Below are 13,682 nucleotides of genomic sequence, written 5' to 3'. Positions count from 1 at the left end.
GCCGGTATGGAACGGGCAGACGCTGACGTTCGTGCAGGACCGACCGTCGGATAAGGTGTGGACCTATAACCGCAGTAATGTGGTGATGCCGGATGATGGCGCGCCGTTCCGTTACAGCTTCAGCGCCCTGAAGGACCGCCATAATGCCGTTGAGGTGAACTGGATTGATCCGAATAACGGCTGGGAGACGGCGACAGAGCTTGTTGAAGATACGCAGGCCATTCTCCGTTACGGTCGTAACGTCACGAAGATGGATGCCTTTGGCTGTACCAGCCGGGGGCAGGCACACCGCGCCGGGCTGTGGCTGATTAAAACGGAACTGCTGGAAACGCAGACCGTGGATTTCAGCGTGGGTGCCGAAGGGCTTCGCCATGTGCCGGGTGATGTTATTGAAATCTGCGATGATGACTATGCGGGGATCAGCATCGGCGGGCGCGTGCTGGCTGTGAACAGCCAGACCCGGACGCTGACGCTCGACCGTGAAATCACGCTGCCATCCTCCGGTACCACGCTGATAAGCCTGGTTGACGGAAGTGGCAATCCGGTCAGCGTGGAGGTCCAGTCCGTCACCGACGGCGTGAAGGTAAAAGTGAGCCGTGTTCCTGACGGCGTTGCCGGATACAGCGTATGGGGGCTGAAGCTGCCGACGCTGCGCCAGCGCCTGTTCCGCTGCGTGAGTATCCGTGAGAACGATGACGGCACGTATGCCATCACCGCCGTGCAGCATGTACCGGAAAAAGAGGCCATCGTGGATAACGGGGCGCACTTTGACGGCGACCAGAGCGGCACGGTGAATGGTGTCACGCCGCCAGCGGTGCAGCACCTGACTGCCGAAGTCACCGCAGACAGCGGGGAATATCAGGTGCTGGCGCGCTGGGACACGCCGAAGGTGGTGAAGGGGGTGAGCTTTATGCTTCGCCTGACCGTGGCAGCGGATGACGGCAGTGAGCGGCTGGTCAGCACGGCCCGGACGACGGAAACCACATACCGCTTCACGCAACTGGCGCTGGGGAACTACAGGCTGACAGTCCGGGCGGTAAATGCGTGGGGACAGCAGGGCGATCCGGCATCGGTATCGTTCCGGATTGCCGCACCGGCAGCGCCGTCTCGGATTGAGCTGACACCGGGCTATTTTCAGATAACCGCCACGCCGCATCTTGCGGTTTATGACCCGACGGTACAGTTTGAGTTCTGGTTCTCGGAAAAACGGATTGCGGATATCAGGCAGGTTGAAACCACAGCCCGCTATCTTGGCACGGCGCTGTACTGGATAGCTGCCAGTATCAATATCAGGCCGGGCCATGATTATTGTTTTTACGTTCGCAGTGTGAACACCGTTGGCAAATCGGCATTCGTGGAAGCCGTCGGTCGGGCGAGCGATGATGCGGAAGGTTACCTGGATTTTTTCAAAGGCCAGATAACCGAATCCCATCTCGGTAAAGAGCTGCTGGAAAAAGTCGACCTGACGGAGGATAACGCCAGCAGACTGGATGAGTTTTCGAAAGAGTGGAAAGACGCCAACGATAAATGGAATGCCATGTGGGGCGTCAAAATTGAGCAGACCGAAGACGGTAAGCATTATGTCGCGGGGCTTGGCCTCAGCATGGAGGATACAGAGGAAGGCAAACTGAGCCAGTTTCTGGTTGCCGCCAATCGTATCGCGTTTATTGACCCGGCAAACGGGAATGAAACGCCGATGTTTGTGGCGCAGGGCAACCAGATATTCATGAACGATGTGTTCCTGAAACGCCTGACGGCCCCCACCATTACCAGCGGCGGCAATCCTCCGGCATTTTCCCTGACACCGGACGGGCGGCTGACGGCGAAAAATGCGGATATCAGTGGCAGTGTGAATGCGAACTCCGGGACGCTCAACAACGTCACGATAAATGAGAACTGTCAGATTAAGGGGAAACTGTCAGCCAACCAGATTGAAGGCGATATTGTCAAAACGGTCAGCAAGTCTTTCCCCCGCACGAACAGTTATGCCAGCGGCACCATCACGGTAAGAATCAGTGATGATCAGAAATTTGACCGGCAGGTCATGATACCGCCAGTGTTATTCCGCGGTGGTAAGCATGAGAATTTCAACAGTAATAACCAACAGTCATACTGGTATTCAACCTGCCGGTTAAGAGTGACCCGCAATGGTCAGGAGATTTTTAATCAGTCCACGACGGATGCTCAGGGCGTATTTTCTTCAGTTATAGATATGCCTGCCGGACAGGGGACACTGACACTGACATTCACCGTATCTTCATCAGGAGCGAATAACTGGACACCAACAACCAGTATCAGCGATCTGCTGGTTGTGGTGATGAAGAAATCCACAGCAGGTATCAGTATCAGCTGAATTTTATAACCCATAACGGGCGTCAGAAATGACGCCTTTTTTATTGCAGAAAAGCGAGAGGTAATTATGCGTAAACTTTATGCCGCCATTTTGTCCGCAGCCATTTGTCTGGCCGTATCCTGTGCGCCTGCATGGGCGTCTGAACATCAGTCCACGCTGAGCGCGGGGTATCTTCATGCCCGGACCAACGTTCCCGGCAGTGATGATCTTAACGGGATTAACGTGAAATACCGTTATGAGTTTACGGACACGCTGGGGATGGTGACGTCATTCAGCTATGCAGAAGACAAGAATCGCCAGCTGACTCATTACAGCGATACCCGCTGGCATGAAGATTCCGTGCGTAACCGCTGGTTCAGCGTGATGGCGGGGCCGTCTGTGCGCGTGAATGAATGGTTCAGCGCGTATGCGATGGCGGGTGTGGCTTACAGCCGTGTTTCGACTTTCTCCGGAGATTATATCCGCGTAACTGACAACAAGGGGAAAAAGCACGATGTGCTGACCGGAAGTGATGACGGTCGCCACAGCAACACGTCTCTGGCGTGGGGGGCTGGCGTGCAGTTTAACCCGACCGAATCCGTGGCCATTGATATTGCTTATGAAGGCTCAGGCAGTGGTGACTGGCGCACTGACGGTTTCATCGTGGGTGTCGGTTATAAATTCTGATTAGCCAGGTAACACAGTGTTATGACAGCCCGCCGGTTCAGGCGGGCTTTTTTGTGGGGTGAATATGGCAGTAAAGATTTCAGGTGTACTGAAAGACGGCACAGGAAAACCGGTACAGAACTGCACAATCCAGCTGAAAGCAAAACGTAACAGCAACACGGTGGTGGTGAACACGCTGGCCTCAGAAAATCCGGATGAAGCCGGGCGTTACAGTATGGACGTTGAGTACGGTCAGTACAGCGTTATTCTGTTGGTGGAGGGATTCCCGCCGTCACATGCCGGGACCATCACCGTGTATGAAGATTCTCAACCCGGTACGCTGAATGATTTTCTCGGTGCCATGACGGAGGATGATGCCCGTCCGGAGGCACTGAGACGTTTTGAACTGATGGTGGAAGAGGTGGCGCGTAACGCGTCCGCGGTGGCACAGAACACAGCAGCCGCGAAGAAGTCAGCCAGCGATGCCAGCACATCAGCCCGTGAGGCGGCAACCCATGCGACTGATGCTGCAGGCTCAGCACGCGCAGCCAGCACGTCAGCCGGACAGGCCGCTTCGTCGGCTCAGTCAGCGTCTTCCAGCGCAGGAACGGCATCAGCAAAGGCCACTGAAGCATCAAAAAGTGCTGCCGCTGCAGAGTCCTCAAAAAGCGCGGCGGCCACCAGTGCCGCTACGGCAAAAACGTCAGAAACGAATGCGGCAGCGTCACAACAATCAGCAGCCACTTCTGCATCCACCGCGACCACGAAAGCGTCAGAAGCAGCCACTTCAGCACGGGATGCGTCGGCTTCAAAAGAGGCGGCAAAATCATCAGAAACGAACGCAGCCTCGAGCGCCAGCAGCGCAGCTTCCTCGGCTACGGCGGCAGGAAATTCCGCGAAGGCGGCAAAAACGTCCGAGACGAACGCCAAGGCTTCTGAAACGGCAGCGGAACAGAGTGCCTCCGCAGCAGCAGGCTCAAAAACAGCGGCTGCGTCGTCTGCCAGTGCAGCGTCAACAAGTGCCGGGCAGGCCTCAGCCAGTGCCACTGCCGCCGGAAAATCGGCAGAAAGCGCTGCATCGTCCGCTTCAACAGCTACAACGAAGGCTGGCGAAGCCGCTGAACAGGCCAGCGCAGCAGCGAGGTCTGCATCCGCAGCGAAGACATCCGAAACGAATGCGAAAGCGTCGGAAACCAGTGCAGAATCCTCAAAAACGGCAGCCGCATCGTCAGCCAGTTCGGCGGCGTCATCGGCATCATCTGCGTCTGCTTCAAAAGATGAGGCGACCAGACAGGCGTCAGCAGCGAAGGGCAGCGCCACGACGGCATCCACGAAGGCGACAGAGGCAGCTGGCAGTGCGACGGCGGCAGCACAGAGCAAAAGTACAGCAGAATCCGCGGCAACGCGCGCTGAGACAGCAGCAAAACGGGCAGAGGATATTGCATCCGCCGTGGCGCTTGAGGATGCGAGCACGACGAAAAAGGGGATAGTACAGCTCAGCAGTGCGATCGACAGCACTTCCGAGTCACTGGCGGCAACGCCAAAAGCAGTTAAGGCCGCGTATGACCTGGCTAACGGGAAATACACCGCACAGGATGCAACGACAGCACAGAAAGGGATAGTTCAGCTCAGCAGCGCGACCAACAGCACGTCTGAAACGCTGGCGGCAACGCCAAAGGCAGTAAAAGCAGCCAATGACAATGCTGAGAAACGTCTGCAGAAAGATCAGAACGGTGCGGATATCCCTGGCAAAGACACCTTTACGAAAAATATTGGTGCCTGCCGCGCCTTCGGTGGGTCAGTAAGCACAACAACAGGAGACTGGACGACTGCACAGTTTATCGAGTGGCTGGATTCTCAGGGAGCATTTAACCATCCATACTGGATGTGCAAGGGTTCCTGGTCTTATGGCAATAATAAAATCATTACTGATACTGGCTGCGGTAATATTCATCTCGCCGGAGCTGTCATTGAAGTAATGGGGATAAAGTCAGCGATGACGATCCGCATTACCACACCGACCACCTCCACTGGTGGTGGAACAACTAACGCCCAGTTTACCTATATTAATCACGGAACAGATTATTCACCTGGCTGGCGAAGGGACTATAACTCCAGAAATAAGCCAACGGCATCAGAGATCGGGGCGTTACCGTCAGGTGGAACAGCAGTATCATCAGTTAATCTGGCTTCAAAAGGTCGGGTAATCGCGCTGACAGACAATACGCAGGGGGCAACAGGTCTTGAGTTATACGAGGTGTATAACAACGGATATCCAACAGCGTATGGAAATATCATTCACCTGAAAGGGATGACAGCCGTTGGCGAAGGTGAGTTACTCATCGGCTGGAGTGGTACAAGCGGTGCTCATGCTCCGGCATTTATTCGTTCACGACGGGATACGACCGACGCAAACTGGTCGCCGTGGGCGCAGCTTTACACCTCAGCTCATCCTCCTGCAGAGTTTTATCCAGTCGGTGCACCAATCCCGTGGCCATCAGATACCGTTCCGTCTGGTTATGCCCTGATGCAGGGGCAGACTTTTGACAAATCTGCATACCCGAAACTTGCAGCCGCTTATCCGTCAGGCGTGATCCCTGATATGCGTGGCTGGACGATTAAGGGCAAACCTGCCAGTGGTCGGGCTGTATTGTCTCAGGAACAGGACGGCATTAAATCGCACACCCACAGCGCCAGCGCATCCAGTACGGATTTGGGGACGAAAACCACATCGTCGTTTGATTACGGCACTAAATCCACGAATAACATCGGGGCGCATACGCACAGTGTGAGCGGTACAGCCGCAAGTGCCGGAAACCATACTCATAGTGTCACAGGCGCATCAGCAGTCAGCCAGTGGTCACAAAATGGGTCAGTACATAAGGTAGTGTCTGCGGCCAGTGTGAATACAAGTGCTGCAGGAGCGCACACTCATAGTGTCAGCGGCACAGCTGCATCTGCAGGTGCTCACGCACATACTGTCGGTATTGGTGCTCATACGCACTCGGTTGCGATTGGCTCACATGGACACACCATCACCGTTAACGCTGCTGGTAACGCGGAAAACACCGTCAAAAACATCGCATTTAACTATATTGTGAGGCTTGCATAATGGCATTCAGAATGAGTGAACAACCACGGACCATAAAAATTTATAATCTGCTGTCCGGAACTAATGAATTTATTGGTGAAGGTGATGCATATATTCCGCCTCATACAGGTCTGCCAGCAAACAGTACCGATATTGCACCGCCAGATATTCCGGCTGGTTTCGTGGCTGTTTTCAACAGTGATGAGTCATCGTGGCATCTCGTTGAAGATCATCGGGGTAAAACGGTTTATGACGTGGCTTCCGGCGACGCGTTATTTATTTCTGAACTCGGCTCATTACCGGAAAATGTCACCTGGTTATCCCCGGAAGGGGAGTTTCAGAAGTGGAACGGCACAGCCTGGGTGAAGGATACGGAAGCAGAAAAACTGTTCCGGATCCGGGAGGCGGAAGAAACAAAAAACAGCCTGATGCAGGTAGCCAGTGAGCATATAGCGCCGCTTCAGGATGCTGTGGATCTGGAGATCGCAACGGAGAAAGAAACCTTGTTGCTGGAAGCCTGGAAAAAGTATCGGGTGTTGCTGAATCGTGTTGATACATCAACTGCACCGGATATTGAATGGCCAGCCCTACCGTAGGGTAAGATATATAAATTCTATAATTAGAAGTATCTTTCCATTTAAGGCTAGGAAGGGGGGCTTGGAAAACGTAAGGAATCTCACACCGAGATTATTTTTATATATCAGGTGTCTGATTTTTTGCTTTAGCTCTTAAAATGGTTTGCCGCGAGGTTTTGAATTCTTGGGCAATGTCACTTATATTTATACCTGACTTAATTTGCTCTAGTACCCTCTGTATTTGTTCATCATTTAACACAGGTGGGCGACCAAATCGCTTTCCTGCGCCCCGTGCTCTTAATATCCCTGAATGAGTACGCTCAAGTAAAAGGTCTCGCTCAAATTCAGCGACTGCTGAAATTACTTGCATCATCATTTTTCCAGGTGGACTGGTCAGGTCAACGCCCCCCAATGCTAAGCAATGCACTTTGATACCTGCTTTGGTCAGTTGTTCCACCGTTTTACTGATATCCATTGGATTACAACCGAGGCGATCCAGTTTTGTGACAATCAATGCATCACCTCTTTTCAGTCGATCAAGCAACTGGTTAAAACCAGGACGCTCACTGGTTGCTGCTGAGCCGCTAATTTGTTCTTCAATTATTTGCTGAGATTTGATGTTAAAACCTGCACTTTCGATTTCCCGACGTTGATTTTTGGTTGTTTGTTCCAGAGTTGATACCCGACAGTAAGCATAAATTCGAGACATAGTGAGATCTTCTATACGAAATTGGTGTACATATCATAATGCATCTCAGAAAATAATTTTGATTATTTTTGTACATATTTGTATGTACACGTTCGAAAATAAACGAATGCGTATGCAACCCCGTAATTTTGGTGAGATCCAAAATCGATTTTGTGAAAAATGGCCTTAACTCGGTTTGTTTTTCGAGTTCCGGGCGGACTCAAGGAAGAAGAATAGTGTTGCGTGTTATTTTAACCAGATTTCAAGTTGTTTGGTCGTGGAAAAGTGGAGCAAAATGTTGTTAAAGTGGAAAAATGATAAAAAAGTAAGTTTATTATATTACATTTTACCATTTAAATTTTTGTTGTCTTTAAGAACTGATATCGCTGTTTGTAATAATTCTTTGTTATCCAGCCATGACTTTTTCTTTATGTTTCCTTCAATGTGATCAAGCAATGTTCTGGTATTGATAGGTCTTCCCTGTTTTGCTACTTCCATTACAGCATCCCCTAGGATAATTCTTACTTCAGGAAGCTGCGCAGGGAACCACTTTAGGGTGTCTTTTGATTTCATGAAGATATTCCTTAAAATATTATTGATTTTCATTGCGATATTGTATGTCTGATTCAGTATATGTTGACTTATACATCGGTTTTGTCTGGGTTATTGGATATGCCAATCCCTAATTTTATTAGAGCATGACTAAAAATGCTGAATATGATAAGGAGCGAAGTGATTATCAGTATGCTGTTCATATAGCCTCGAATTAGTAATGTGTTATATATGATATAGTTGACAATTTTTATCCTGGGGGTTCTTAAAGTTCGTAGATAAACATTGTCGTTTCAGGTATACAGGAATGCTAACAGGTGGCAGCAAAAATCAGGCGGTTTATGGCGCAAGCTGAAGTGGCAATTGCAAACTATCTTATGCAGAGACTCTACACGGATTGGGTTTAAAAGTATACATAGATAACAGTTTTTATCTGAAGAAGAAAAATATCAAGGTGATATAGCCTATATGCCTATGATGCGGAGGAATGAATGTGATGGGAGTGATGTATCTGAATAGTTGAAAAACCGCAGACACGCCTTATGCAAGAACGTGCTGCGGTTGGATGCTATTTTTTCCCTGAAGCGGAAAACATTACTACAGTACCTTGAACCTTGGTTTTAACATTCTCGAAATGCTCTGAGAGTATATGTGTTAAGCCTTCTTCGGAATCTTTTGTGTTTGAAAAGATGCCTTTCTGATTGTAAATGCGCATCAGTTTTTGACCGAAGCTATTGTGCACAACTCCATCGCCAAGAATTGTGGCTCCGTATAGAGTTCCATCGTCAGTTAAGGCCTGCGCCGCATTGCGTATTACACAGCTTTTTGTAGATATATTTCCAGGCAGGCAGTGAAGAAGGTAAAACATGGAAATGGAATCAAATTGACCATGTAACGCCGCGGGATAAGGTTCAAAAACATCATGGTTAATTTTATGTTTAATTTTTGATTCCCCAGCCCTTGTAGATGCCGCGTTCAGGCTAGCTTCGTTCAAATCCATTAAAGATATCAGACTACTCTCAGGTACGTGAGTAAGGTAAAACCCAGTTCCAACACCAATATCCAGATGGTTGTTACCTAAATGTTCCAGAAAGTGTGGAAGAAGGTGTTCCTTTGTAGGACATCCCCATGCAAGCCGATTTGATACTCCCAAAACCCACCAGTCATAAAGCTTTAGGGTAAGTGGTGTGTAAATTTTAGCCCCATCATCTGTGTTTTTTTTCATTAATTTCACCATGTTATAGTTTTATTTGTGAATTAAATCAATTATGGCGATGAATTACAAGGGGTTAAATGCTGCCGCAGCATAGCGATATTGAAATAGCCTGGTATGCTTCGATACAGCAGGAGCCGAATGGCTGGAAGACCGTCACTACACAGTTCTACATCCAGGAATTCAGTGAGTATATTGCGCCACTGCAGGATGCTGTAGATCTGGAAATCGCAATGGAGGAAGAAAGATCGTTGCTGGAGGCATGGAATAAATATCGGGTATTGTTGAATCGAGTTGATACATCAGTAGCTCTGGGTATGAAGCTGTTTGTAACTCATGTTACAGTAACAGTCATTACTATCTCGAAGGTGCAAAATGTATATTGATTTGATATTTTATAAATTTACTTCGAATCTGGCACGTCAACTTTTGATTAAAGTAATATCAGTTTTCGGCGAAAAAAGGACCGTGTACATGAGACGATTTCATACAATAATAACAAAAATATGAATATGCTCCCAATGCAATATATGTTTTGCATTGGGAGCAAATAGCGGAATATTTTGAAATTATTGTATTTCTGCTTCAGAATTTCCTGGGCAGTATATATTTTCTATTTTTTGTGGAGTGATCAGGTGATGTACAACTGCTTTATCTACACATAAATTAACTCCGGTGAGAGCTAATGTATGCCCATCACCATTTATTGTTAGTAACGGGCTGGAAAATTTCTCTGCCATCTTACGGGCATTAATCCAGGGCGTTGTTGGGTCGTATTTGTGTGCTACAAACAGTAAACCAGAGGGCAGAACAGTATTTTTCAGGCGAGTTTTGTTCAGGTCGCTATGTATTGGCCATAATTCACAAAAATCAGGTGAATCGGAACGTCCATTGTCAAAGTTAATAGCCGGGAAGGCATTCGCAAGAGCGTCTTTTCGGGATTTTCGCTCTTCTGGTGTTAATTGCTCATCCCCCTGATCTACACAGAGGATTACCCCCGAAGCATCGCTTGACTCTTCTGAGGCTATCGGAGCACTGAGCGCAGTTTCAATTTCATTACTGACAATCCCCTGAGAGAACTGGCGTATGGCAGTTGCAAGGGTTGGCCATGATGAACGCCATAGCAGAAGGTCTGTTGTTAATGATATGAGTTCATCTGAAGATATATTTTCTCCCTTACTGTCTAATAAAGGTTTGTGATGTAATTTTGATAATAGCTCATGGAACTGAGTTATTGCCTTATCTCTGTCTGAAGAAAGCGGGCAACTTTTTGTACGCGCACACCAGGATGCAAAGCGATCAAACGTTTCCTGATAACTCTGTGCCTGTTTGAGTTGCCATGTGAAGTTGTCCTCCAGGTCATCGATATCGACGACTCCATCAAGAACGATAGATCTTACGTTGTAGGGAAAACGTTCTGCATATAAGGCTGCAATTTGAGTTCCATACGAATACGCCACGGCTGTCAGTTGTTTATCCCCCAAGGCTTGCCTAATACGATCAATATCGTATACAGCCTCGTTAGAGCCGATATGGCGAATGACTTCGGCTCCGGTATTATGGATACAGGCATTAATTTTATTTAATACTTGTTGCTTTTCGGTTATGTTTTCCTGAGTCTCTGTATCTGATTGCCGGCAGTTTATTGTCGGAGTGGACTGTCCGACGCCTCGAGGATCAAATCCAATAATATCCCATGACTCACGAAGATTTGTGACTGGCCAGTCAAAGTTAATATAAGGATTTATGCCTGGTAACCCGGGACCACCACTTATTATCAGGATACTTCCTTTATGCTTGCTTTTTGCCGGCAATTTTGTCAACGCTAGTTTGACTTGTGATTTTTTTTCATAAGAAGCATCTCCGCCTGTGTCTGTATATTTTAATGGAACAGACAAATAACCACATAGTAAGTCAGGAGACGGTTTTTCCTCACCAAACCAGTGGTTGAATTGACTGGCCATACAGGATTGCCACTGTATCTGCTGGGCAGATACGGTTACTGGTAGAAGTAACGTTAAAACAACTTTGAAATGAGTAATTATTTTTCGCATTGTGTCTCTGAATATCGGAATAAAGATAAGATTTGAATATATTGAGGTCTTGTGTTGCGGTAAGAGATTACACGTTATGACATAGGTTAAATGCTTACAAAATTAGTGGATATTGCCTACTTGTAACTGTAAACAAATTCCCCGGGGTTATACAATACCACCGGGGAGAAAATCTGGTTAACTTCGTTAAAAGGTGTACTTAAGACCAGCAGTAGTGATGAAGTTATAGTTTTCTATGCCTGCACCATTTTTGCTGTAGTCTGAAGTGTTATCATTGTGATCATAAAGTGAAGTATTACCTTTTTTATTCGTAACCCGATTCCATGCGCCTTCAACATAAACCTTTGCGTTAGGTGTTACGTAATAACCTGCATTGACTGCAACAGAATAGTAATTTTGGTCTTTGACTTTACTGCGATAAGTGATTCTTTTTCCTGGGTCATAGTGCTCATCGTTATCAGATGCTTCCACCCAGCCGCTGTATTTAAATGTGCCACCTAGCTCAAAATCTTCATAACGATAACTTCCAGTCAAGCCAATGTAGGGCATTTTAAAACGTTGTTTGTAGCCGATTGCTCTTTCTCCATTCGGGAAGGAGCCGATATCATCTCTGAATCCCTCCTCAGAACTGTAGATATAGGAACCACCTCTGGCTGTAAAGCTATAACGGCTTTCCTGATATCCGGCCATGAGTCCCAGGCGGTAATTGGGTTCGTTGAGGAGCCAGCCTTTGATATTCAGATCAAATTCGTTGGCATAATTGAGTTGTGTATCAGGGTGCCTACTTTCATCTGTCCAGGTTCCGGGGTTACTGGAATCCATCCAGTCCTGATCGACCATATTGCCACCTCGGCTGCCGAGAGTAGTCCAGCCCGCAGCCCCAATAGATATCTGGGGCATCAAATCCCAATTAATTGCACCTTTAATAATTGCAGCGTTATTGAATTTCCAGTCGAGTTGACTGACTTTTCGGCCTCCTTCTTCAGCTAGATAAACGCGCTCTTTTGTTTTTCCGCTCAGAGTTCCAAGACTAATGTCCGCATTGATGTTGTCAGGAGTAAACGATATAGTCTCGGTAGAAGCAAAAGAGCTGATCGCAATAGGGGTTGTCAGAACTATTCCCAGAAGTTTCGCCCGCATAAAAGTTCTCCATTCAATCGTTTTAATGATTGAATATGTATTTTTTATATCTAACTTAATGAGTCAATCACATATTGCTCCACTATTTATATTTTGTTTAGTATTGAATGATTATCACAATGCGCTATCTGTTTTTGGTTTAATTATCTGTTATTGTTTTATGTTGCGGTTTTACTGTGTGGTTTTTTATGCTTTTGTGGTGTTTTTATCTATTTAAGCGCCATGCCTTTAAAGGCATATAAGCGAAAATAGCATGAGGTTTATCCTCAATTGCTATGTTTTTTAGTACAAAAAAGAGGGACAAAACTGAGACACATAAGGCCTCACAATGGCTTGCAAGGCTTTACATGTTTTGAGGTAGTGGGACGTGTGAGCGCAGAGATGGCGCGGTAAGTTGTTGACTTAAAATGTCGTTCTAGGAACTTCTAAGTCGTGGGCCGCAGGTTCGAATCCTGCAGGGCGCGCCATTTCTTCTTCATTTATCCCCGTCTTATCCGTTTCCGCTTTGCCCTTCACCACATCACTTTTTGTCGCTGTTTGGCGAGATAATTCAACGGTGTCAGGCCGTAAAACGCCTTAAAAACAGAGATAAAGTACGACGTGCTGCTATAGCCACATAATTGCGCTACCTGAGTGATATTTTTGTTATCCATCAATAACATCTGTACGGCGTAACGCATACGACACTCTGTGACAATCTGGCTATAGCTGGTATTTTCGTTTTTTAATTTCTTTTTGAGCAGGCTGGGGCTTAAACATAGCGAACTGGCGACAATTCGCAGATTCCAGTAATGCTGAATATCGCTTTGAATAATGCGGCAGACGCTGTCGCGGACGCTGCTGCGTAAGATATACATCAGTAGGGCAATAAACCGCGATTGCTCAAGAAAGTTAGACAATACGGTAAAAAGCAATGCGCGCGTCAACTCCGCTTCGCAGGGTTTGCTGGGTTGCTGCTTGCTGTGGTTGGCGGCTAGCCGGAACACTTCCGGTGTACGGCTATGACAAGCGATAACCGGGGTTGCCAGCCGCGACCAGGGCTTTACACAGGTTAAGTTCTTATTTAAAAACAACAGATAATCGTTGATGATGTTGCGGTTGATGTGGGTGATTAATACGTGATTTAACGTTGAGAGTTCAATGACGTTATTGTTGCACGCGAAGGCGGCCAGGTAATTTTTCGGAAGGGTAAACGTGGCATGGTTATTGACGCTTACCTCTACCTCTTTTTCGGTCAGGATCACCACGCAAGGTTCACTGCTGCTCAATTGCATTTCGCACTCCTCAGATATCAGAAACTCCGCTCAAAGGATCTATGCTTCCTGCATGAGTGATCGGCCCGTTCGCCGATAACGATCTTCTTTCTTTAGC

11 protein-coding genes and 1 pseudogene are annotated in these 13,682 nt (G+C 47.5%); 5 read left to right on the top strand and 7 right to left on the bottom strand.

What is annotated here, in order from left to right; all coding sequences use genetic code 11:
* The 4 genes from ACJHYR_RS12595 to ACJHYR_RS12580 form a co-directional block, all read left to right on the top strand.
* A partial coding sequence (locus ACJHYR_RS12595) for a phage tail tip protein (protein WP_410233113.1) occupies window positions 1–2,353 on the top strand: 2,353 nt, incomplete at its 5' end.
* A 66-nt stretch (window positions 2,354–2,419) separates the two neighbouring features.
* Complete coding sequence (locus tag ACJHYR_RS12590; RefSeq protein WP_001230297.1) at window positions 2,420–3,019, top strand: Ail/Lom family outer membrane beta-barrel protein; 600 nt, start codon at window positions 2,420–2,422, stop codon at window positions 3,017–3,019.
* Between the two features lie 64 nt (window positions 3,020–3,083).
* Window positions 3,084–6,110, top strand: a complete 3,027-nt coding sequence (locus tag ACJHYR_RS12585) for a phage tail protein (RefSeq protein WP_000279073.1) — start codon at window positions 3,084–3,086, stop codon at window positions 6,108–6,110.
* A complete protein-coding gene (locus ACJHYR_RS12580; RefSeq protein ID WP_000885627.1) occupies window positions 6,110–6,685 on the top strand; it encodes a tail fiber assembly protein in 576 nt (191 codons plus the stop codon). Before ACJHYR_RS12585 ends, ACJHYR_RS12580 begins: the two co-directional genes overlap by 1 nt.
* Before the next feature lie 97 nt (window positions 6,686–6,782).
* Here ACJHYR_RS12580 and ACJHYR_RS12575 read toward each other — a convergent pair whose 3' ends face one another.
* The 4 genes from ACJHYR_RS12575 to ACJHYR_RS12560 all read right to left on the bottom strand — a co-directional run bounded on the left by ACJHYR_RS12575 (window position 6,783) and on the right by ACJHYR_RS12560 (window position 9,141).
* Window positions 6,783–7,373: a recombinase family protein gene (locus ACJHYR_RS12575; RefSeq protein ID WP_000087133.1), complete on the bottom strand. Its 591-nt coding sequence runs from the start codon at window positions 7,371–7,373 to the stop codon at window positions 6,783–6,785.
* A gap of 318 nt (window positions 7,374–7,691) precedes the next feature.
* The gene (ydfK, locus tag ACJHYR_RS12570) at window positions 7,692–7,925 is read right to left on the bottom strand and encodes a cold shock protein YdfK (protein WP_000836762.1); all 234 of its coding nucleotides are present in this window, start codon (window positions 7,923–7,925) and stop codon (window positions 7,692–7,694) included.
* A 68-nt stretch (window positions 7,926–7,993) separates the two neighbouring features.
* Entirely contained in the window at window positions 7,994–8,107 is a 114-nt protein-coding gene (locus ACJHYR_RS12565; protein WP_120795384.1) for a YnaM/YnfT family protein, read from the bottom strand.
* A gap of 365 nt (window positions 8,108–8,472) precedes the next feature.
* A complete protein-coding gene (locus ACJHYR_RS12560) occupies window positions 8,473–9,141 on the bottom strand; it encodes a class I SAM-dependent methyltransferase (protein ID WP_000239874.1) in 669 nt (222 codons plus the stop codon).
* Window positions 9,142–9,290: 149 nt separating this feature from the next.
* On the opposite strand from ACJHYR_RS12560, the pseudogene ACJHYR_RS12555 reads away from it, so the two are divergent.
* Window positions 9,291–9,503: pseudogene (locus tag ACJHYR_RS12555) on the top strand (tail fiber assembly protein); the annotation flags it as partial.
* Window positions 9,504–9,686: 183 nt separating this feature from the next.
* Here ACJHYR_RS12555 and ACJHYR_RS12550 read toward each other — a convergent pair.
* The 3 genes from ACJHYR_RS12550 to envY form a co-directional block, all read right to left on the bottom strand.
* A complete protein-coding gene (locus tag ACJHYR_RS12550) occupies window positions 9,687–11,171 on the bottom strand; it encodes an alpha/beta hydrolase (RefSeq protein WP_001226375.1) in 1,485 nt (494 codons plus the stop codon).
* A 186-nt stretch (window positions 11,172–11,357) separates the two neighbouring features.
* Window positions 11,358–12,311 (bottom strand): omptin family outer membrane protease OmpT, encoded by a 954-nt coding sequence (ompT, locus tag ACJHYR_RS12545; protein ID WP_001201825.1) that lies wholly within the window; start codon window positions 12,309–12,311, stop codon window positions 11,358–11,360.
* A gap of 512 nt (window positions 12,312–12,823) precedes the next feature.
* A complete protein-coding gene (envY, locus tag ACJHYR_RS12540; protein ID WP_001177464.1) occupies window positions 12,824–13,585 on the bottom strand; it encodes a DNA-binding transcriptional regulator EnvY in 762 nt (253 codons plus the stop codon).
* Between the last annotated feature and the right edge of the window lie 97 nt (window positions 13,586–13,682).

Source organism: Escherichia sp. WS1450 (assembly GCF_046487395.1).
GTDB classification, from domain to species: Bacteria; Pseudomonadota; Gammaproteobacteria; order Enterobacterales; family Enterobacteriaceae; genus Escherichia; species Escherichia coli.
Note: the sequence above shows the minus strand (reverse complement) of the source record. Positions and strands in the feature narration are given on the sequence as shown.

Excerpts from the sequence above, each read along its gene's own strand:
- ACJHYR_RS12590 (WP_001230297.1), top strand. The coding sequence starts at position 2,420 with ATGCGTAAACTTTATGCCGCCATTTTGTCCGCAGCCATTTGTCTGGCC.
- ACJHYR_RS12585 (WP_000279073.1), top strand. The coding sequence starts at position 3,084 with ATGGCAGTAAAGATTTCAGGTGTACTGAAAGACGGCACAGGAAAACCG.
- ACJHYR_RS12580 (WP_000885627.1), top strand. The coding sequence starts at position 6,110 with ATGGCATTCAGAATGAGTGAACAACCACGGACCATAAAAATTTATAAT.
- ACJHYR_RS12575 (WP_000087133.1), bottom strand. The coding sequence starts at position 7,373 with ATGTCTCGAATTTATGCTTACTGTCGGGTATCAACTCTGGAACAAACA.
- ydfK (WP_000836762.1), bottom strand. The coding sequence starts at position 7,925 with ATGAAATCAAAAGACACCCTAAAGTGGTTCCCTGCGCAGCTTCCTGAA.
- ACJHYR_RS12565 (WP_120795384.1), bottom strand. The coding sequence starts at position 8,107 with ATGAACAGCATACTGATAATCACTTCGCTCCTTATCATATTCAGCATT.
- ACJHYR_RS12560 (WP_000239874.1), bottom strand. The coding sequence starts at position 9,141 with ATGGTGAAATTAATGAAAAAAAACACAGATGATGGGGCTAAAATTTAC.
- ACJHYR_RS12550 (WP_001226375.1), bottom strand. The coding sequence starts at position 11,171 with ATGCGAAAAATAATTACTCATTTCAAAGTTGTTTTAACGTTACTTCTA.
- ompT (WP_001201825.1), bottom strand. The coding sequence starts at position 12,311 with ATGCGGGCGAAACTTCTGGGAATAGTTCTGACAACCCCTATTGCGATC.
- envY (WP_001177464.1), bottom strand. The coding sequence starts at position 13,585 with ATGCAATTGAGCAGCAGTGAACCTTGCGTGGTGATCCTGACCGAAAAA.